The organism is Tenacibaculum salmonis (genome assembly GCF_041053065.1).
GTDB lineage: Bacteria > Bacteroidota > Bacteroidia > Flavobacteriales > Flavobacteriaceae > Polaribacter > Polaribacter pacificus_A.
Genome location: NZ_JBFCVV010000001.1, coordinates 197,958 through 218,137 on the forward strand (window position 1 = coordinate 197,958; position 20,180 = coordinate 218,137).

General features: G+C 29.7%; 17 protein-coding genes. 9 read left to right on the top strand and 8 right to left on the bottom strand.

Going from position 1 to position 20,180, the window contains the following annotated elements:
* Positions 1-8: 8 nt before the first annotated feature.
* Positions 9-1,670, bottom strand: coding sequence for an OstA-like protein (locus tag AB0T67_RS00870; protein WP_369218737.1), 1,662 nt, complete (start codon positions 1,668-1,670; stop codon positions 9-11).
* 152 nt (positions 1,671-1,822) lie between these two features.
* Between AB0T67_RS00870 and AB0T67_RS00875 the strand changes: the two genes are divergently transcribed.
* Positions 1,823-3,262 carry a pyridoxal phosphate-dependent decarboxylase family protein gene (locus tag AB0T67_RS00875; protein WP_369218738.1) on the top strand — a complete coding sequence of 480 codons (1,440 nt, stop codon included), beginning with the start codon at positions 1,823-1,825 and terminating at the stop codon, positions 3,260-3,262.
* Between the two features lie 271 nt (positions 3,263-3,533).
* Here AB0T67_RS00875 and AB0T67_RS00880 read toward each other — a convergent pair whose 3' ends face one another.
* The 3 genes from AB0T67_RS00880 to AB0T67_RS00890 form a co-directional block, all read right to left on the bottom strand.
* A complete protein-coding gene (locus AB0T67_RS00880; RefSeq protein ID WP_271230120.1) occupies positions 3,534-4,805 on the bottom strand; it encodes an adenylosuccinate synthase in 1,272 nt (423 codons plus the stop codon).
* Positions 4,806-4,834: 29 nt separating this feature from the next.
* On the bottom strand, positions 4,835-5,284 hold the full coding sequence (locus AB0T67_RS00885; RefSeq protein ID WP_271230119.1) for a Fur family transcriptional regulator: 450 nt from the start codon (positions 5,282-5,284) through the stop codon (positions 4,835-4,837).
* 76 nt (positions 5,285-5,360) lie between these two features.
* Positions 5,361-7,577: a RelA/SpoT family protein gene (locus AB0T67_RS00890; RefSeq protein ID WP_271230118.1), complete on the bottom strand. Its 2,217-nt coding sequence runs from the start codon at positions 7,575-7,577 to the stop codon at positions 5,361-5,363.
* 254 nt (positions 7,578-7,831) lie between these two features.
* On the opposite strand from AB0T67_RS00890, the gene rpsF reads away from it, so the two are divergent.
* From rpsF to rplI, 3 genes are read left to right on the top strand one after another with little or no spacing between them, the layout of a single operon-like run.
* Positions 7,832-8,173, top strand: a complete 342-nt coding sequence (gene rpsF, locus AB0T67_RS00895) for a 30S ribosomal protein S6 (RefSeq protein ID WP_101917415.1) — start codon at positions 7,832-7,834, stop codon at positions 8,171-8,173.
* A 3-nt stretch (positions 8,174-8,176) separates the two neighbouring features.
* Positions 8,177-8,479, top strand: coding sequence for a 30S ribosomal protein S18 (gene rpsR / locus AB0T67_RS00900; RefSeq protein WP_058884950.1), 303 nt, complete (start codon positions 8,177-8,179; stop codon positions 8,477-8,479).
* Positions 8,480-8,494: 15 nt separating this feature from the next.
* Positions 8,495-8,944: a 50S ribosomal protein L9 gene (gene rplI / locus AB0T67_RS00905; protein WP_369218739.1), complete on the top strand. Its 450-nt coding sequence runs from the start codon at positions 8,495-8,497 to the stop codon at positions 8,942-8,944.
* Between the two features lie 451 nt (positions 8,945-9,395).
* Here the strand turns inward: rplI and lysA are convergent, their stop codons facing one another.
* The 4 genes from lysA to AB0T67_RS00925 form a co-directional block, all read right to left on the bottom strand.
* Entirely contained in the window at positions 9,396-10,604 is a 1,209-nt protein-coding gene (lysA, locus tag AB0T67_RS00910; protein WP_369218740.1) for a diaminopimelate decarboxylase, read from the bottom strand.
* A 257-nt stretch (positions 10,605-10,861) separates the two neighbouring features.
* A complete protein-coding gene (pepT, locus tag AB0T67_RS00915) occupies positions 10,862-12,103 on the bottom strand; it encodes a peptidase T (protein ID WP_369218741.1) in 1,242 nt (413 codons plus the stop codon).
* Between the two features lie 32 nt (positions 12,104-12,135).
* The gene (locus AB0T67_RS00920) at positions 12,136-12,690 is read right to left on the bottom strand and encodes a hypothetical protein (RefSeq protein WP_369218742.1); all 555 of its coding nucleotides are present in this window, start codon (positions 12,688-12,690) and stop codon (positions 12,136-12,138) included.
* Between the two features lie 16 nt (positions 12,691-12,706).
* Positions 12,707-13,777, bottom strand: a complete 1,071-nt coding sequence (locus AB0T67_RS00925; protein WP_369218743.1) for a DUF3810 domain-containing protein — start codon at positions 13,775-13,777, stop codon at positions 12,707-12,709.
* A 139-nt stretch (positions 13,778-13,916) separates the two neighbouring features.
* Between AB0T67_RS00925 and dnaB the strand changes: the two genes are divergently transcribed.
* The 5 genes from dnaB to AB0T67_RS00950 all read left to right on the top strand — a co-directional run bounded on the left by dnaB (position 13,917) and on the right by AB0T67_RS00950 (position 20,053).
* Positions 13,917-15,443, top strand: coding sequence for a replicative DNA helicase (gene dnaB / locus AB0T67_RS00930; RefSeq protein WP_369218744.1), 1,527 nt, complete (start codon positions 13,917-13,919; stop codon positions 15,441-15,443).
* A gap of 293 nt (positions 15,444-15,736) precedes the next feature.
* Positions 15,737-16,921 carry an asparagine synthetase B gene (locus AB0T67_RS00935; RefSeq protein ID WP_455432249.1) on the top strand — a complete coding sequence of 395 codons (1,185 nt, stop codon included), beginning with the start codon at positions 15,737-15,739 and terminating at the stop codon, positions 16,919-16,921.
* A gap of 61 nt (positions 16,922-16,982) precedes the next feature.
* A complete protein-coding gene (locus tag AB0T67_RS00940) occupies positions 16,983-17,828 on the top strand; it encodes a transketolase (protein WP_369220480.1) in 846 nt (281 codons plus the stop codon).
* Positions 17,829-17,952: 124 nt separating this feature from the next.
* Positions 17,953-19,083, top strand: a complete 1,131-nt coding sequence (gene bshA / locus AB0T67_RS00945; protein ID WP_369218746.1) for an N-acetyl-alpha-D-glucosaminyl L-malate synthase BshA — start codon at positions 17,953-17,955, stop codon at positions 19,081-19,083.
* A gap of 58 nt (positions 19,084-19,141) precedes the next feature.
* Complete coding sequence (locus AB0T67_RS00950; RefSeq protein ID WP_369218747.1) at positions 19,142-20,053, top strand: EamA family transporter; 912 nt, start codon at positions 19,142-19,144, stop codon at positions 20,051-20,053.
* Positions 20,054-20,180: the final 127 nt, after the last annotated feature.

Below are 20,180 nucleotides of genomic sequence, written 5' to 3' on the forward strand. Positions count from 1 at the left end.
TATATATATTATCTATCTCCGCCTTTAGAGTTTCTTTTTCTTGATTTTGTGTTTTTTTCAGGTCTATCAGTTCTGTTTTTTAAGCTTTCTTTTAGATATTTTTTTCTTACTTTTTTTACGGCTTCATTATTTTTTTTGATAGGAGGAAGGCTTTTAATATTATCTTTTTTGAAAATATCTTCAACAGTTAAAGGTTGTTCATCACTTCTCCAAATAAAACCTTTAAATTTTTTTTCTTCGGAAGGAAACTCAGAAGGAGGAAACGTTGTTCCTTCAGATTGTTTAAAATATTTTGTTTCCGTAATATTATTTTTGACTAAGGTAAACTCAATATCACTAGCAATTTCTTTGGTAACAGTCTCCATTTTCTTAGAATCTTCATTTCTATTATAATATAAAGATTCTGCATTTCCTTTAACGAGCATAGTTCTTAAATCATTATTTTCGAATTTACCATAAATATTTCTTCCTTTAATTTGATTAAAATCATCTTCGGATAAAGAATCTTTTTGAATCATAAAGGCATTTTTTAATATTTTTAAAGAATCAAGTTTACTTGTTTTTATATCTGTCAATATTTGAATACTATCGCCAGTAATTTGATTTTTCCCCGACCATAAAATAGGATTTTTAAACATTCTGGTAACTCCTGTAGTTTGACTTGTATGAATAGAATCACATTTTCCTTGTAAATCAGTTTTAAAAATTTTTACATTATTAAAAATTCTAGCAATTCTTTTATCTGTTTTACCTGTCAATAGAATTTTATCACCAGCAACATACATCGAATCTTTGTCTAATAAAGTAATAGCAACAGCTTTATCAATGATAAAAAGCGAATCTTTCTTTTCATATAATTCGGCATAATTACCTTTAGTAATCATTTTCTGAATTGTATCAATTACTTTAATATTGTTGGTTGCAGAAGCAAAACCTTTACGTTTATCATAGTATAAACTATCAGCAGAAATGGTGCGTTCTTTTAAAAATAACTTGGCATTTTTTACAAAATAAGCGACATCAGTATTGGTATTATAAAACCCTTTTTCGCAATATACTTTTGTACTATCTTTTAAATTAGTGATGGTACTTGCTCCGTATAAGTAGGCTAAATTTGAATTTGTATAATAATCTAAATGATTGGATTCTAAATTACTTTCAGGATTAACAACTGTTACTTTTGATTTTGCAGTAAATTTTTTATCCTTTAAAAAATAAGAACCTCTAATACTTTTTAGTACATTTTTTTTATCACGAATAGTTCCTCCGTTAGGGTAATATAAAACTTGTTCTTTTCTATCAAAATGAAGTGTATCAGTACTAAGTTTCATTTCTTTATCATTAATTTCTACATTTCCCCAAGAGGTGGCTTTTTTAGTATTACCGTTATAAAGAGTGAAATCGCTGTATTGAATAATACTATCGCCTTGCTCAATAACAACTTCTCCTAAGGCTTTAAATATGTTTTCTTTTTGATAAAGTAATGCTCTTTTACAATCTAAAGTAGCACCTTCATGCTCCATTTTTACGTTTCCTATAAGGATGGTGGCACCAGGATATTTTTCTTCATCAGCAGTACTTAACTGCGTAGAAAGTATTTTAATCTTTTTTGATTGAGAAAAACATCCGACTGATACTAATAAAAAACTTAAAAGAAATAATTTTTTCAAATTGATAATATTTAGCTAGCAAAAATAATGAAAAGAACGGGCTATTTTTCTTAATAAATCAATAAAATTATCTAATAAAATTATCCGAAGAAAAACGAAGAAAAAATATATTTAAAGGTTAATTTTGTGGAAATAACAAAAAATACACATATATGAGCGCTCATTTTGATTTATCCTTAGAAGAAATGAAATCTTATGGTTATAAGATAGTAGATCTAATAGCTGAACATTGGGATACTTTAGAAGATAAAAAACCAGTAACTTCAGCTACACGTAAAGAAATGGATCATTTATTTTTGCAAGAAGCACCTGATAAAGGTATGAAAGCAAACGATGTTTTAGATTTTGTGGTCGATAACGTTATTCCGAATAGTACGGTTATTTCTCATCCAAAAGCATATTCTTTTGTACCTGGACCAAGTAATTTTATCAGTACAATGGCGGATAGTTTAGCAACAGGATTCAATATTTTTTCAGGTGGATGGGTAGTTTCTCCTGCTGCTGCGGAATTAGAAATAGTAACAATGAATTGGTTGTTAAAAATGTATGATTTCCCTGTTGAAAAAGGAGGAGGGATTTTTACAAGTGGTGGTTCTATGGCAAATTTAACAGCCTTAGCAACAGCTCGACGTATAAAATGTGGTGATGATTTTTCAAAAGCTGTTATTTATTTATCAGATCAAGCGCATTCTTCTAATATTAAAGCGATTCGTGTTTTAGGTTTTAAAAAAGAACAAATTCGAATTTTACCTACGGATATTGAATTTAGAATAAGTATCAATAAATTAAAAAATGCCATTGCTAAAGATCGCTTAGAAGGTTTACAACCTTTTTGTTTTATTGCATCTGCAGGAACAACAAATACAGGAACAGTCGATCCTTTAGATGAAATTGCAGATATTTGTGAGCAAGAAAACTTATGGTTTCATATTGATGGAGCTTATGGTGGTGCTGCTATTTTATCAAAAAAAGGCGCAAAAGCATTACGAGGAATCGAAAGAGCCGATTCGTTAACAGTAGATCCGCATAAATGGTTTTATCAACCTTACGAAATAGGCTGTTTGTTAGTGAAAGATTCTTCTTGGTTAAGCGGAACTTTTAGTGAAAAACCTGAATATTTACGTGATATTGAAGGAAATGAATCTGAAATAAATTTTTATGATTATGGAATTCAATTAACACGTCGTTTTAGAGCTTTAAAGTTTTATATGTCGATAAAAACATACGGATTAGATACTTTTAAAGCTGCTGTAACTTATAATATTGATTTAGCTGATACCGTTGAAAAAGTTCTGCGTAAAAGTAGAGATTGGGAAATTGTTTCTCCTGCAACCTTAGCTATTATCAATTTTAGATATAATCCGATTGGAGTAAATTTATCAGAAAAAGAAATTGATGCGTTAAATAATCAGATTTCTAAAAAAATAATGGATTCTAAAGAAGCATTTTTAGTAACCACTATTTTGAATAAACAAGTAGTTTTACGAATGTGTTTAATCAACCCGAAAACAACGATTGATCACATAAATGAAACATTAGCATTATGTCATAAATTTGGGCAAGAAATTTTATCAGAAAAATTTTTATATTAGTGATTGTTTAAATAATTTAGACTTTTAAAAGGAAGAAGTCAAGGGGGGGAACCTCTTGTTAAAAAATAAAACATGGAATTCGTCAACCTGAATTTATTTCAGGTTCGCATCCTGATTTTCCGCAGTTCTACTATTGATGCGATGCTGAAATAAATTCAGCATGACTTTAATAGATAAGGTATATCAAAATTTAAATGCTCTAAAGAAAATATATAAAAACAAAAAAGCCTTCATCAAAGATGAAGGCTTTTTATATAAAATAGAAATAAATTTATCTATTAATTGTTTGTAATCTATCTGGACCTACAGATACAACTGTTACAGGAACACCAGTTTCTTTTTCAATAAAAGCAACATAGTCCAATAAGTTTTGAGGTAACTGATCAGCAGTAGTCATTTTAGTTAAATCATCTTCCCATCCTTTAAACTCTGTATAGTTTACAGTTACATTTTCAGGTTCAATGTTATAAGGTAAATGTGTAATTTCTTCTCCTTTATAATTGTAAGAAGTACAGATTTTTAAAGTGTCAAATCCTGAAAGAACATCTCCTTTCATCATCATTAACTTAGTAACTCCGTTTACATCAACTGCATATTTTAAAGCAACTAAATCTAACCATCCGCATCTTCTTGCACGACCAGTTGTTGCTCCAAATTCATGACCAACTTTAGCCATTTCAGCACCATCTTCATCAAATAATTCAGTAGGAAAAGGACCAGAACCAACACGAGTAGTATAAGCTTTGAATATTCCGAATACATCTCCAATTCTGTTAGGAGCAATACCTAAACCAGTACAAGCACCAGCGGCAGTTGTATTAGAAGATGTTACAAACGGATACGTTCCAAAATCAATATCTAATAAAGAACCTTGAGCTCCTTCAGCTAATATTGTTTTTCCTTCTTTTATTGCGCTGTTTAAAAATTCTTCAGAATCTATAAATTGAAGTGTTCTTAATTTTTCGATACCTAAGTCAAATTCAGCCTCTAATTCGTCTAAATCATATTCTACTTGAACATCAAAAAAGCTAAGCATACTTAAATGCTTTTCAGTTAAAGCTCTGTACTTATCTTTCCAGTTATCTAACTCTAAATCTCCAACACGCATTCCGTTTCTACCGGTTTTGTCCATGTAAGTAGGACCAATTCCTTTTAAAGTAGAACCAATTTTAGCTTTTCCTTTTGAAGTTTCAGAAGCCGCATCTAATAACCTGTGAGTAGGTAATATTAAGTGAGCTTTTCTAGAAATTAATAATTTAGAAGTATAATCAACTTTATGAGTATCTAAATTTTCTAATTCTTTTTTAAAGATAACAGGGTCGATTACTACACCATTACCAACTACATTTAAAGCGGTTTTATGAAAAATTCCAGAAGGAATTGTGTGTAAAACATGTTTGGTACCGTCAAAAATTAATGTATGACCTGCGTTTGGTCCTCCTTGAAATCTTGCAATAATATCGTAATCTCCTGTTAAAACATCTACGATTTTACCTTTTCCCTCGTCTCCCCATTGTAATCCGAGTAATAAATCTACTGCCATTTAGTGTGTTATTAAGTGTATTTGTGTTGTTATTTTGTTTTTCTTTTTGTTCCGTAGAAATAAAGAGAGTGGTTGTGAATATCAATATCAAAAACTTCTTCTATTGTTTTTTTGATAATTTGAATTCTTGGGTCGCAAAATTCTTTTACTTCTCCAGAGTCTGTCATTATTAAATGATCATGATTCTTATCGAAATAACTTTTTTCATAGCGCGCCATTGATTGTCCATCAAATTGATGTTTACGAACCAATCCACAGTCTAAAAGCAAGTCTATCGTATTATAAAGTGTTGCTCTACTTACACGATAATTCTTGTTTTTCATTTTAATATATAATGATTCTATATCAAAATGCTCCTCAGCTACATATATTTCTTGTAAAATAGCATATCGCTCAGGTGTTTTACGATGCTTGTTTTCTTCTAAAAAAGTAGTAAAAACTTTTTTTACAATTTCTTGATTTTCGACTGAATTACTCATTATGATTTAAAAATTTACGGACGGACAAATTTACAGTTATTTATTGATAAAAAAAGAAGTATCATTAAAATGATATTTATAATGTGTTAACACGTTCTACTTTTTGTATTCCTTCTATTTTTTTCATAGCATCAATTATTTTATTTAGCTGTACTTTATTTTTAATACTTAAAGATATTTTACCATCAAAAACACCTTCAGACCCTGCAATATTTATACTATGTATGAAAACATCCATACTATTAGAAATAATACGTGTAAGGTTATTTATAATCCCTTTATTATCAATACCTGATAAGTGTAAAATAGCAGTAAATTCTTGTTTGGTAGAATCAATCCATTTTGCAGGCATAATTCTGTATGCATAATTAGATTGTAATGAAATGGCATTAGGACAATTATTTTTATGTATTTTAATACCTTCTCCAATAGTTGTAAATCCAAAAATTTTATCACCAGCAATAGGAGTACAGCATTTTGATAACTTATAATCGAGTGTTTGTTCGTCTTTTCCAAATACAATTGCATCGTATTTGTGGTTAACTTCTTCCTTTTCTGATACATCTTTGGAAGAAGAACGGCGAAAAGTATTTTTGATAAAGCCCATAATAAGCCCACTTCTTTGTGCAACAAATTCTTTTAATTTTGTGTTATCAATAGCACCATTACCAACTCTAAAAAATAAATCAAAGCTTGTTTTTAATTCGAAATAATTAGCAAGTTCATTAATTATTTTTTCATCAGACCCAAGTTTTAAGTGACGTAGTTTTCTAATTAAAATAGCTTTTCCTTCTTCAGCAATAATTTTTTCTTCGGCTTTTAAGGCTGACTTAATTTTAGTACGTGCTCTTGCTGTAATAACAAAATCAAGCCAACGTATATTTGGTTTATTATTTGTTGCAGTAAGTACTGCTACTTGATCACCGCTTTTAAGAGTGTAACTTAAAGGAACTAATTTTCCGTTTACCTTTGCGCCTCGGCATTTTAAACCCACATCTGTATGTACAGCAAAAGCAAAATCTAATGCTGATGCTTCTTTAGGAAGTGATTTTAAATCTCCTTTAGGTGTGAATACATATATTTCTTTGGCATATAAATTAAGTTTAAAATCTTCTACAAAATCTACAGCATTGATACTTTGATTTTCCAGTGTTTCTTTTAAACGATTTAACCAGCCTTCAAGCCCATTTTCTTTTATTGCACCTTGTTTATATTTAAAATGTGCTGCGTATCCTTTTTCAGCAATTTCATCCATTCTTTCAGAACGAACTTGTACTTCTACCCATTTTGCTTGCGGTCCCATAACTGTAATGTGCAAGGCTTCGTATCCTGTTGATTTTGGTTGCGAAATCCAATCGCGCAAACGAGCAGGATTTGGTTTAAAGAAATCAGTTGCAATCGAATATATTTTCCAAGCATCAAATTTTTCATCCGTAGAAGTTGGTTCATAAATAATTCGAATAGCAAACTTATCATATACCTCTTCAAAAGTTACGTTTTGTTTTCTCATTTTTCTTCGGATAGAATAAATGGATTTAAAACGTCCTTTAATGTTATATTTAAAACCTTCTTTATCTAAAGCTTCTTTTAAAGTACCTGTAAAGCTGTCAATATATTTTTGTTGTTCTTCTTTGCTGTCTTTAATTTTGATTAAAATATCATTATAAACTTCAGGTTCGGTATATTTTAAACCTAAATCTTCTAATTCTGTTTTAATATTATATAAACCTAAGCGATGTGCTAAAGGAGCATAAATATATAAAGTTTCAGAAGCAATTTTAACTTGTTTATAGCCAGGCATTGCATCCATTGTTTGCATATTATGTAAACGGTCGGCTATTTTTATCAGAATTACTCGTACATCATCATGTAAAGTAAGTAACATTTTCCTGAAATTTTCAGCCTGTATAGAATAGTCTTGTTCTTTTTTTAGGTTTGATATTTTAGTAAGTCCACTAACAATACGGGCTATGTTTTCACCAAATAGGCGTTCCATATCATCAATAGTATAGTGCGTATCTTCAACAACATCATGAAGAAGTGCTGCGGCAATAGAGGTAGCACCTAGTCCAATTTCATCGGCAACAATTTTTGCAACTGCTATTGGATGAAAAATATAAGGTTCTCCTGTTTTTCGGCGTTGCTTGGAATGTGCTTCAACAGCAATGTCAAAAGCTTTACGAATCAGTTTTTTATCTTCTTCGGATAATGTTTGATATGTTCCTTTTAATAAATTTTTATATCTGTGGGCTATTTCTTTATTTTCTTCTTCTATCGTTGCATTATAACTCATATACTTATATCTTTATTTTGCTGTTTCATAATAAAAATAGTCTAAAGAATTTTACTGAGCAAATTTTCATAACAAATGTTTCACATCAATTTAAAATTGAAAAAAAAGCTTGTTTTACAGCTAGTAAATAAGAATAATAAAAAGGTAACGCTAAATTTACATAAAAACAGCTTTTATTTTTATGAGTAAGAGTTTGTTAAGGCGATTAAAAAACACTACATTTGCAGACTTATAAAAATTTAAACAATTCAATTATGAATCATTACGAAACTGTTTTCATTTTGAATCCCGTTTTATCTGAAACTCAGATAAAGGAGACAGTAAAAAAGTTTGAGGACTATTTACTTTCTAAAGGTGCAGAAATGATTTCTAAAGAAGATTGGGGCTTAAAAAAATTAGCTTACCCAATTGAAAAGAAAAAAAGTGGATTTTACCACTTATTAGACTACAAAGTAGCTGGAGATGCAATCGCTCCTTTTGAATTAGAATTCAGAAGAGATGATAGTGTTATGCGTTATTTAACTGTAAGGTTAGACAAGCATGCTGAAGCGTGGGCTGAAAAGAGAAGAGAACGTGTTAAATCTGCAAAAAAGTAAGAAATGGCGTCAACAACTATAGATCAACAAGCAAAAGGAAGTAAGCAAGGTGAGGTACGTTACTTAACTCCTCTTGATATTGAAACAAAAAAAGAAGCAAAATACTGTCGTTTTAAAAAGAACGGTTTTAAATACATCGATTATAAAGATGCTGACTTCTTAATGTATTTAGTAAACGAGCAAGGTAAAATTTTACCAAGACGTTTAACAGGAACATCATTAAAGTATCAACGTAAAGTGGCTCAAGCTATCAAGAGATCTCGTCACTTAGCTTTAATGCCATACGTTGGTGATTTATTAAAATAATAAAGAAGTAGAAACATGGAATTGATACTAAGACAAGACGTAGAAAATTTAGGTTTTAAAGACGATGTTGTAACTGTTAAGAATGGTTATGGTCGTAATAGCCTAATTCCTAAAGGATATGCAATATTAGCTACTTCTTCAGCTAAAAAAGTATTAGCTGAAAACTTAAAGCAACGTGCTTTTAAAGAAGCTAAATTAATAGAAGAAGCTACTGCGGTTGCTGAAGCTATTAAAGGATACGAAATCAAAATTACTTCTAAAGTAGGTTCTGGTGATAAGTTATTTGGTTCAGTAAACAACATTGATGTTGCTGAAGCTTTAGCTAAAGCTGGTACTGTTCTTGATAAGAAATTTATCAAAGTTACTGGAGGTAGTGTAAAAAGATTAGGTAAATATAACGCTGCTGTACGTTTACACAGAGTTGTTGTTGCTGATATCGTATTTGAGGTTGTTGCTGAAAAGTAAGAATTTTAAATTAAAAACTATATAAAAATCCTACTCATTTATTTGAGTAGGATTTTTTTTGTCTTTTAAATTAAGTTTTTTTAGATTTATTTGAAGCAATTTCCCGCTTTCCGCACTCGCTTTTTTTTGAAGAAAAATCAAAAAAAGAGCTCAAACAATTGCTTCAATCGGGGCTAGGGTTTTAGTTTGTTTTTATAATTTTAGATGTATTTTATATTTATTAAAAGCCTGTTTAAATTTAATTTAAAAACGTTTTATAGCTAAAAAATAGAATCCGTCAAACTGAATTTATTTCAGTTTCGCATCCTAATTTTATCTTAATTTTTCGCTTTATGCGATGCTGAAATAAATAGACCTGTGAGGTGTTAAGTTTAATTAAATACAAGCATAAAAAAACCTGAACAATATTGCTCAGGTTTAAGTATTTTTAATCGGTATTAGTTATATCAGATTAATCAATTTTAATATTCTCTTGATTTCTAAGAATATCATCCATTGTTTCTCTTTTTCTAATTAAGTAATCTTTTCCTTTGTAAATCATTACTTCTGCAGGCTTATATCTCGAATTGTAGTTCGATGCCATTGAGTAACAATAAGCTCCAGCATTACTGAAACATAAAACATCTTCTTCAGATATTTCATTAATACGTCTGTTAGAACCAAAAGTATCGGTTTCACAAATATATCCAACAATACTATAAAAACGTTCTCTTCCTTTTGGGTTTGATAAGTTTTCAATCGTATGGTACGAATTGTAAAGCATTGGACGAATTAAATGATTCATTCCACTATCAATACCAGCAAAAACAGTTGATGTAGTTTGCTTAATTACATTAACTTTAGCTAAAAACTTTCCTGATTCACTCACTAAAAATTTACCAGGTTCAAACATTAAAGTTACATTTTTACCATAGTTTTTACAGAAAGTATTAAATCTATCAGATAATTTTTCTCCTAATTCAACAATATCAGTAGAAATATCATCCGATTTGTAAGGGACTTTAAATCCACTTCCAAAATCAATAAAATCAATATCTTCAAATTGTCTTGCAACATCAAATAAAATATCTGAAGCTCTAATAAAAGTGTCAATATCTAAAATATCAGAACCAGTATGCATGTGAATACCGTTAATACGCATTCCTGTATTTTCAACAACTCTTTTTATATGTGGTACTTGATGAATTGAAATTCCAAATTTAGAATCGATATGTCCAACAGAAATATTACTATTTCCACCCGCCATAATATGCGGATTTATACGAATACAAACAGGTGTTTTAGGGTGTTTTTGTCCAAATAATTCTAATATAGATAAGTTATCAATATTAATTTGAATTCCTAATTTTGAAACTTCTTCAATTTCTTGTAAAGAAACACCGTTTGGAGTATAAATGATATCTTTAGGAGCGAATCCTGCAAGTAAACCAAGTCTTACTTCTTGAATAGAAACAGTATCTAAACCACTATTTAATGTTTTAAAAACCTTTAAAATATTAATGTTAGATAAAGATTTAACTGCATAGTTTATCTTTAAGCTTTTAACTTTAGAAAAGGCACCTGTAATACTTTTATACTGTTCTATTATTTTTTCAGTATCATATACATAAAGTGGTGCACCGTATTTGTTCGCTAAATTTAATAACTCTTCTCTATTCATTTTAATATAGTTTATAAGCCACAAATGTAGCAAAGCAAGTGACTTTTACAAATTATTTATAAGAAATAGACAAATCAAGTTTTTTTGTGAAAAAAAGTTGATTTATAGTATTCTTAATTTTTTAAAGTGTTTTTTAGTGATTTTCTCCTTTAAATATAAGTTACTAATAATTTATTGTTTTTTTTAGTTTGATTATGATAATAATCAAAAAAACGCTAGTTATTAACTAGCGTTTTTAAAATTATAAATGTGTAATATTATTTAAAGTTTACAGTTACTTTTTCAGCAATACCAACAATAACTTCTGTTGCTTTTATAATTGTTTCAGCAGATACAAATTCATAACGTCCATGAAAATTATGTCCACCAGCAAAAATATTAGGACATGGTAATCCTTTGTAAGATAATTGAGAACCATCAGTACCACCTCTAATAGCTTTAATTATAGGTGTTATACCGATGTCATTCATTACTTCTTCAGCAATATCAACAATGTGCATAATAGGCTTAATTTTTTCACCCATATTATAATATTGATCTTTTATTTCAACAGTAATTCTATCACCACCGCCATGTTTTTCATTTAATTCTTTAATTAAATCAGCAACATATTTTTTTCTAGTTTGAAATTCTTCTTTTTCAAAATCACGAATAATATATTGTAACACTGTTTTTTCAACTTCACCAGTAACACTATTAAGGTGATAAAAACCTTCTCTACCGCTAGTAGTTTCAGGAGTTTCTTGTTTAGGAAAAGAGTTAATAATATCTTGAGCAATATACATACTGTTTACCATTTTACCTTTAGCGTAACCAGGGTGTACCATACGACCGTTTACAGTAATTACAGCACTTGCAGCATTAAAGCTTTCATATTCAAGTTCTCCAATTTGACTTCCATCCATAGTATATGCCCACTTTGCGCCAAATTTTTCAACATCAAACATATGAGCTCCTTTACCAACTTCTTCATCAGGAGTAAAGCAAATTCTTATTTTACCATGTTTAATTTGAGGATTTTGAATTAAATATTCCATTGCTGAAACTATTTCTGTAACACCAGCTTTATCATCAGCACCTAAAAGTGTTGTTCCATCAGTAGTAATAATTGTATCTCCTTTATATATAAGTAAGTTTTCAAAATAATCTGGAGATAATACAATATTCTCTTCTTTATTTAAAAGAATATCTTTTCCGTCGTAATTCTCATGAATTTGAGGTTTTACATTTTTACCTGTAAAATCAGGACTTGTATCAATATGAGCAACAAAACCGATTGTTGGCACTTCGTAATCAATATTACTAGGTAAAGTAGCCATTATGTAACAGTTTTCGTCTAATTCAACGTCTTCCATTCCTATTTCTTTCAATTCTTTTTCAAGAACTTTAGCTAAATCCCATTGATTTTCTGAACTAGGAAAAGCAGGATTGTTAGGATCACTTTCGGTATCAATAGTTACATATTTTATAAATCGGTTGATAATGTGTTGTTTGTTCATTTTTGTTGTTGTTTTAAGGATTTTTGAAAAAACTAATTCAGTTGTATTTTTTCTATTAATTCAATGGCGTTACAAATTCGTTGCTCAACTAAAGAATCACCATAAATTTCTGTTTTAACGTGTAAAAAGTTATCAGAATTTATTTTTGTAAAGGTATTTAAAATATGATATGGATACTTGCCTTTTTTTCCTTCGGCGTAACTGTAATAAGAAGGTTTTTTAAATAGCTGTATGTTTTTGGTTTTAAGTTCTGTTAAGCCCATTTTTTTATTATCATCTGTAATTTTTTGAGCAAATATTTTATCAATAAAAATAGTATTATGTACTAAAGTAACATCAATAAGGATTGTTTTAGTAACGCTTACGGTAGTATCGGCAGCGTAAATAGATGTTTTTGCATCATCATAATATAAATTGACTTTCCATTTTTTTGGAAATTTAACGCTAAACAGATTCCTAACATCTTTGTTTTTCTGTAAATCGATATAAGAATTAGAATTTTCACAAGAAAAATCATTAGCTAATTCTGATGATGAATTGCAAGAAATTATTAAAAATAGTACTAAAATTGATGAAAAATATTTCATAGATAAGCTGTTAATTTTATTTGTTTTGATCAAAGTAAGCAATTAACAAATCTACTACATAACTGTAAGATTTTATTCCTTTTGATTGATTGTTTGCCTTTAAATAAGAGTTATATCCTTTTTTAAAATATGGCTCAATAGGGTTTTTAAATTGTTTCCAATGTAAACGACTATTGCCGAAATCTTTATAAACTCCTTTATTTACAGTGTTTTTTATTGATTCAGCTATTTTTTTATCTCGTTTATAAACTTGATTAATACAATAGATATATGCCATTCTATATCCTGAATATTGAAAATATAAATCGTTATTTGCTACGGCTGCTAAAAACCCTACAAAATTCGCATCATTTTCGGCAGCCCAACCAATTTGATGCGCCATTTCATGACAAGTTGTTGCTGGATATCCTGTTTTAGGAATCATATCGTTTATTTGCGCCTCGCCAGTAATCGGATTTATGTATCCTGAAGTTCCGTTATAAGATTGAAATAAACTTACCAAAGAGTTTTTTATTGATGGATTTTTATAAGTTAACTGCGGATATTTTTTCGATATATTCTGATAACCGTTTGTTGCTAAACCATAAATTTCTTTTTGACTATACGGAACTTGAACTCTAATGGTATCGTTATTTGTAATTTGTAAATGAATTTTATTTAATTCGAAAACAATTTTTTCGGTAGTTTCAACTAGCTGTTTTGTAGTATAATTTGCTTGTTGTAAATTCAAATTTTTTGCTAATGATTCTCTAAAATAATTCAATCCCCAAAAGGCATAAAAGCAAAAATAAATCAACGATAAAACGCTTGTAAACTGTAAAAATTTCGAAAGACTATTTTTAAATTTATTTTTAATTAAAGAGTAACAGCCTTTTATCAGTAAAAATATTAAAACTAAACCCAATGCATCGCCCACAGAAAAAGGAATCCATCCTAAAGAAAATCGAAGTGTTTTTGAAATATACGGATAAAATCCATTACTATAATAATGTTCTATCCATTGTGGTTTTTGACTTATAAAATGTACAATAAAAAATTGAATAGGTAAGCTAAGAGCTAAAATGAATTGTTTTTTATACTGTTGCATAGCCTCAAAAATAAGCAAGTTACTATTAAAATTACTAGGTTTTCATCAAAAAAATGACTATTTTATTTGTTGAAATTTTCGATAAATAAAGTTAAAGAGAGCTACTAAAAGTTTCATCTTAAAAAATTATCTTTGCACCATGGAACGAACTCAATCATTCAGAGGAACAAAAACTAATAGTGCTAGAACTGTTAGTCTTGAAAAAGGAAAATTACCACCACAAGCTTTAGAGCTAGAGGAGGCTGTTTTGGGTGCTATGATGATTGATAAAAAAGGAATTGATGAGGTAATCGATATTCTTACACCTGAATCTTTTTATGATAAAAGACATCAAGAGGTATATCAAGCTATTTATACACTTTTTCAAAATTCTGAGCCGATTGATTTACTTTCTGTATCTAATCAATTAAAGAAAAGCGGAAAGTTAGATGTAGCTGGAGGTGATTTTTTCTTAATAGGTTTAACTCAAAAAGTAGCTTCTTCGGCACATATTGAGTTTCACTCACGTATTATTTTAGAAAAATATATTCAACGTCGATTAATTACTATTTCTTCAGAAATAATAGAAAACTCTTATAACGAAACTGTTGATGTTTTTGATTTATTAGACGAAGCCGAAGGGAAATTATTTGAAGTAACACAAGGGAATCTTAAAAAAGGAGCAGAAAAAGCCGACTCATTAGTACAGCAATCTATTAACAGAATACAAGAAATTTCTGGTAAAGAAGGAATGAGTGGTTTGCAAACAGGATTTACAAAATTAGATGCTTTAACATCTGGTTGGCAACCTTCCGATTTAATTATTATTGCAGCGCGTCCTGGTATGGGAAAAACGGCTTTTGTAATTTCGATGGCTAAAAATATGGCAATTCAGTTTAATAATGCCGTTGCTATTTTTTCATTAGAAATGTCATCAGTACAGTTAATTACCCGTATGATTTCTTCGGAAACAGGCTTAACATCTGAAAAATTACGTAAAGGAGATTTAGAACCTCATGAATGGGAACAGTTAAATGTAAAGGTTAAAAAACTTTCTGATGCACCTATTTTTATTGATGATACACCAGCACTTTCAATTTTTGATTTACGTGCAAAAGCACGACGTTTAGTATCGCAACACGATGTTAAAATAATTGTAATCGATTATTTACAATTAATGACTGCAGGAGGTTCTGGAGGAAATCGAGAACAAGAAATATCAACTATTTCACGAAATTTAAAGGCATTAGCAAAAGAATTAAGTATTCCTGTAATTGCTTTATCTCAGTTATCACGTGCCGTGGAAACTCGTGGAGGTTCAAAACGTCCATTACTTTCTGATTTACGTGAATCTGGAGCAATTGAGCAAGATGCCGATATTGTTTCGTTTATTTTTAGACCAGAATATTACGGAATGACCGAATGGGATGATGATGATCATACGCCATGTGAAGGACAAGGAGAATTTATTGTAGCAAAACATCGTAACGGTGGAATGGATAATATTCGTTTAAAATTTACAGGACATTTAGCGTTGTTTTCAGATTTAGAAGAAGGAATTAGCAGTGAATTTGAATCGAGTATGAATGCTAGTATTACCGATGGGTTTAATAATGAAGTACCTTCAAATGGTTTTGCTTCACCTGAAGATGCTTTTGGTCCTAGTGATGATGATGTTCCGTTTTAGTGAGTTTTCTAGCATCACATGCTGAATTTATTTCAGCATCGCATAAAGCGAAGAACTTTGGCAAATCAGGATGTGAAACTGAAATAAATTCAGTTTGACGGATTCGCTTTCCTATTTTTCTTGATATTGAAGAAAAAATAATTCGAACTAATAATTTTTTATAAAAATATATAAAATACACAATTGCTACTTAGTAATTGTGTATTTTAGTTTTTAGTATGAAAAAAACACTACACATAGTCCTATTTTTATTAATTTCAAATTCTATTTGGGCATCGTTTATTTACGTGCCTATGAATAATGAAAATCAGAAAAACCATTTAAAAGCCTACGGAATTGTTTATTATGCCTTAGAAAACGGTTTAAAATCAAAGTGGTTATTAAATTATGATGGCGGTGCTTTTTTATTAGAAAATAATAATTCGCTAGAAAAAGAATGTAAAATTCGAGGAGTTTCTTATCAAATTATTTCAGATGCTAAAGCTCAATTAATATTAGAAGAAATTTCATCACCTTCTAAAAATCAAGAAGCGGTTACGCTTGAAAAAGCACCTAAAATAGCGGTGTATTCTCCAAAAGGAAAAATGCCTTGGGATGATGCCGTAACAATGGTATTAACGTATGCTGAAATTCCGTTTGATGTAATTTATGATGAAGAGGTACTAAATGATAAATTGTTGTTATACGAGTGGTTACACTTACATCACGAAGATTTTACAGGACAATATGGACGTTTTTATGGAGCTTTTAGAACTGCTCCTTGGTATATTCAACAGAAAAAAGACGCAGAAGCATTGGCAACAAAATTAGGATATGCTAAAGTATCCGAAGAAAAAAGTGCTGTTGCTAAAAAAATTAGAGACTATGTAATTGGAGGAGGTTTTATGTTTGCAATGTGTTCGGCAACTGATAGTTTTGATATTTCTTTAGCCGCCGATGGTGTTGATATTTGTGAAGGAATGTTTGATGGAGATGCTTCAGAAGTTAATTATCAATCAAAAATAGATTTTAATAAAACATTTGCTTTTAAAGATTTTGAATTATTTCGTAATCCTACAATTTATGAGTTTTCTTCTATTGATATGACTCGAAAACGTAAAATTAAAAAAGAAGTTGATTATTTTACATTGAAAGAATTTTCTGCAAAATGGGATCAAGTTCCTACTATGTTAACCCAAAATCATACACAATTAGTCAAAGGGTTTATGGGGCAAACAACATCTTTTGATGAAAATACGATAAAATCAACAGTGATGATTTTAGGAGAAAATCCGACAAATGGAGAAGGAAAATATATACACGGCACAAAAGGAAAAGGAATGTTTACTTTTTATGGAGGTCATGATCCTGAAGATTATCAACATAGAATAGGCGATCCGAAAACAGAATTAGATTTACATCCAACATCACCTGGATATCGTTTAATTTTAAATAATGTGCTTTTTCCTGCTGCAAAAAAGAAAAAGAAAAAAACTTAAAAAAAGTAATTGGCAATTGTTTTATAAACCGTTACTTTTGCCAAGACAAAACAAAACAACAATGCCAACAACACAACAACTTCAAGATTTTACACAACAGGTTCGTAGAGACATCGTTCGAATGGTACATGCAGTAAGTTCAGGACACCCAGGTGGTTCATTAGGATGTGCAGAATTTATAACATGTTTGTATCAAGAAATCATGGATTATTCTACTGATTTTAAGATGGATGGTAATAAAGAAGATTTATTCTTTTTATCAAATGGGCATATATCGCCAGTTTACTATAGTGTTTTAGCACATAGTGGTTTTTTTCCAGTAGCAGAATTAGCTACTTTTAGAAAATTAAACACACGTTTACAAGGGCATCCAACAACTCATGACCATTTACCAGGTATTCGTATTGCTTCGGGTTCTTTAGGACAAGGTATGAGTGTTGCTATTGGAGCAGCAGAGGCTAAAAAGTTAAACGGAGATGACAAAATTGTATATACATTACATGGTGATGGTGAATTACAAGAAGGTCAGAACTGGGAAGCTGCAATGTATGCATCAGGAAAAAAAGTTGATAATTTAATTTCAACTATTGATGTTAACGAAAAGCAAATTGACGGTACAACAGACCAAGTATTAGCAATGGGAAGCTTAAAAGCTAAATTTGAAGCTTTTGGTTGGGATGTATTAGAAATAAGAGAAGGAAATAATGTTGAAGCTATTTTAAGTGGAATGGCTGATGCAAAATCTCGTACAGGTAAAGGAAAACCAGTTTGTGTATTATTATATACAGAAATGGGTAACGGAATTGATTTTATGATGCACACACATGCTTGGCATGGTAAAGCACCTAATGATGAGCAATTAGCAGAATCATTAGCTCAAAACCCTGAAACATTAGGAGATTACTAAATCTTTCTTTTTTATATAAAATTAAAATCCTGCTTTATAGCAGGATTTTTTTATGCTTTTAATAATAAAGCGTGTGTAATATTGTAAATTTACATTGATAAATATTTTTAAATCAAACTTAATTATGAGAATAGGAATTGTATGTTATCCGACTTTTGGAGGAAGTGGAGTTGTAGCGACAGAGCTAGGAATGGCTTTGGCAGATAAAGGACATGAAGTACACTTTATAACGTATAATCAACCTGTTCGATTAGATTTTTTTTCACATCGATTACATTTTCATGAAGTTGTTTTAGAAGAGTATCCATTATTTCAATATCAACCTTATGAATTAGCTTTATCAAGTAAAATGGTTGAGGTTGTAGAAAAGCATCAACTGGAAGTTTTACATGTACATTATGCTATTCCACACGCATATGCTGCGTATATGGCTAAAAAAATGTTGGAAGAAAAAAATATTAACGTAAAAGTAGTAACAACTTTACACGGTACTGATATTACTTTAGTAGGAAGTCATCCAACATATAAAACAGCTGTTGAATTTAGTATTAATCAATCCGATGAGGTAACTACAGTATCTAATAGTTTAAAAGAAGATACCTTACGTTTGTTTAATATTGAAAAAGATATCAAAGTAGTTTATAATTTTATTGATGGTGAAAAGTATAATCAAGCGCATCAAGGAGATTGTAAACGTATCGCTTTAGCAACACCTGAAGAAAAAATAGTAACACATGTTAGTAATTTTCGTCCTGTAAAACGTACAGAAGATGTTATTGAAATTTTCAATAAAATTCAAAAAGAAGTTCCTTCAAAATTATTAATGGTAGGCGATGGACCTGAGCGTTTAAAAGCAGAAAATTTATCGAAAAAGTTAAATATTGAAGATAAAGTATTGTTTTTAGGAAATAGTAATGAAGTAGCTAAAATATTATGTTATTCAGATGTTTTTTTATTGCCTTCAGAAACAGAAAGTTTTGGTTTAGCAGCTTTGGAAGCAATGGCAGCTAGTACGGCTGTTATTTCTACAAATTGTGGAGGATTACCTGAGGTAAATATTCATGGTAAAACAGGTTATTTAAGTAATCTTGGAGATATAAATGATATGGCTGTAAATGCTATCAAAATTTTAAAAAACGAAGCTATTTTAGCTGAATTTAAAGAGAATGCAAAAAAACATATTAAAGTTTTTTCTTTGGAAAAAATATTACCGATGTATGAAGAAATTTATAAAAGTTGTTCTATAAAAGGTTAATTTATAAATAATTTATAAATTTTAATTATAGTACATTTACTTTTAAAATTATACGGAAATGAAAAATGCTAAACTATTGGTTATCGGAGCTTTTTTTTCGATATACATAATATGGGGTTCAACTTATTTATTTAATAAAATAGCCGTTACCGAAATTCCACCTTTATTTTTAGGTTCAATTCGTTTTTTTAGCGCGGGTTTAATAATTATTATAATAGCTAAATTGATGAAGTTACCTTTAAAAATAACTAAAAATCAGTTTATAAATTCAGCTATTGCAGGTTTTTTATTTTTAGTTTACGGAAATGGTGTTTTTGTATGGGCTTTAAAATATGTTGATAGTGGTTTTGCTGCTTTATTGGCATCAACACAACCTTTATTTGTATTATTTTTATTGCGTTTAATAGATGGTAAAAGATTGCAGAAAAAATCGATTATAGGTGTTTTATTAGGTTTGTTTGGAATGTATTTATTGGTTAGTCAGCAAAAAATTACTACTTCAGAAGGTAGCGTTTTAGGTATTTTTATGATTTTAACCTGTGTACTTAGTTGGAGTTACGGTAGTGTTTTTGTGTCTAAGGCAAATTTACCTAAAAATCATTTAGTTAGTACAGGTTATCAAATGTTAATAGCGGGTTTTTTACTAGCGGTAGCAAGTTTTGTGTTTAATGAAACGTGGATATCACCATTAAAATGGTCATACAAAACACAAGGATCTATGTTATTTTTAATAATTTTTGGAAGTATTGTAGCTTTTACAGCATTTAATTATTTATTAAAAAATGTTTCTCCAGAAAAAGTAGCTACATCGGCTTATGTAAACCCTGTTATAGCTATGTTTTTAGGATGGAGTTTGTTAAACGAGCAATTAACCGAACAATCTGTAATAGCCTCTATCGTTTTATTGACAGGAGTTTATTTTATAACATCACGAAAAAGATCTGTAAAAACAGTTTCTAGAAAAGCCTAATTATATATTTTTTGAAGCAATTTCCCGCTTTCCGCACTCGCTTTTTTTTGAAGAAAAATCAAAAAAAGAGCTCAAACAATTGCTTCAATCGGGGCTAGGCTTTTTTGCAAGAAATAATATTTTTATA

What these genes read in the sequence shown, in the direction of transcription:
- AB0T67_RS00875 (WP_369218738.1), top strand. Translation starts at nt 1,823, where the DNA reads ATGAGCGCTCATTTTGATTTATCCTTAGAAGAAATGAAATCTTATGGT.
- AB0T67_RS00880 (WP_271230120.1), bottom strand. Translation starts at nt 4,805, where the DNA reads ATGGCAGTAGATTTATTACTCGGATTACAATGGGGAGACGAGGGAAAA.
- AB0T67_RS00885 (WP_271230119.1), bottom strand. Translation starts at nt 5,284, where the DNA reads ATGAGTAATTCAGTCGAAAATCAAGAAATTGTAAAAAAAGTTTTTACT.
- AB0T67_RS00890 (WP_271230118.1), bottom strand. Translation starts at nt 7,577, where the DNA reads ATGAGTTATAATGCAACGATAGAAGAAGAAAATAAAGAAATAGCCCAC.
- rpsF (WP_101917415.1), top strand. Translation starts at nt 7,832, where the DNA reads ATGAATCATTACGAAACTGTTTTCATTTTGAATCCCGTTTTATCTGAA.
- rpsR (WP_058884950.1), top strand. Translation starts at nt 8,177, where the DNA reads ATGGCGTCAACAACTATAGATCAACAAGCAAAAGGAAGTAAGCAAGGT.
- rplI (WP_369218739.1), top strand. Translation starts at nt 8,495, where the DNA reads ATGGAATTGATACTAAGACAAGACGTAGAAAATTTAGGTTTTAAAGAC.
- lysA (WP_369218740.1), bottom strand. Translation starts at nt 10,604, where the DNA reads ATGAATAGAGAAGAGTTATTAAATTTAGCGAACAAATACGGTGCACCA.
- pepT (WP_369218741.1), bottom strand. Translation starts at nt 12,103, where the DNA reads ATGAACAAACAACACATTATCAACCGATTTATAAAATATGTAACTATT.
- AB0T67_RS00920 (WP_369218742.1), bottom strand. Translation starts at nt 12,690, where the DNA reads ATGAAATATTTTTCATCAATTTTAGTACTATTTTTAATAATTTCTTGC.
- AB0T67_RS00925 (WP_369218743.1), bottom strand. Translation starts at nt 13,777, where the DNA reads ATGCAACAGTATAAAAAACAATTCATTTTAGCTCTTAGCTTACCTATT.
- dnaB (WP_369218744.1), top strand. Translation starts at nt 13,917, where the DNA reads ATGGAACGAACTCAATCATTCAGAGGAACAAAAACTAATAGTGCTAGA.
- AB0T67_RS00935 (WP_455432249.1), top strand. Translation starts at nt 15,737, where the DNA reads ATGAATAATGAAAATCAGAAAAACCATTTAAAAGCCTACGGAATTGTT.
- AB0T67_RS00940 (WP_369220480.1), top strand. Translation starts at nt 16,983, where the DNA reads ATGCCAACAACACAACAACTTCAAGATTTTACACAACAGGTTCGTAGA.
- bshA (WP_369218746.1), top strand. Translation starts at nt 17,953, where the DNA reads ATGAGAATAGGAATTGTATGTTATCCGACTTTTGGAGGAAGTGGAGTT.
- AB0T67_RS00950 (WP_369218747.1), top strand. Translation starts at nt 19,142, where the DNA reads ATGAAAAATGCTAAACTATTGGTTATCGGAGCTTTTTTTTCGATATAC.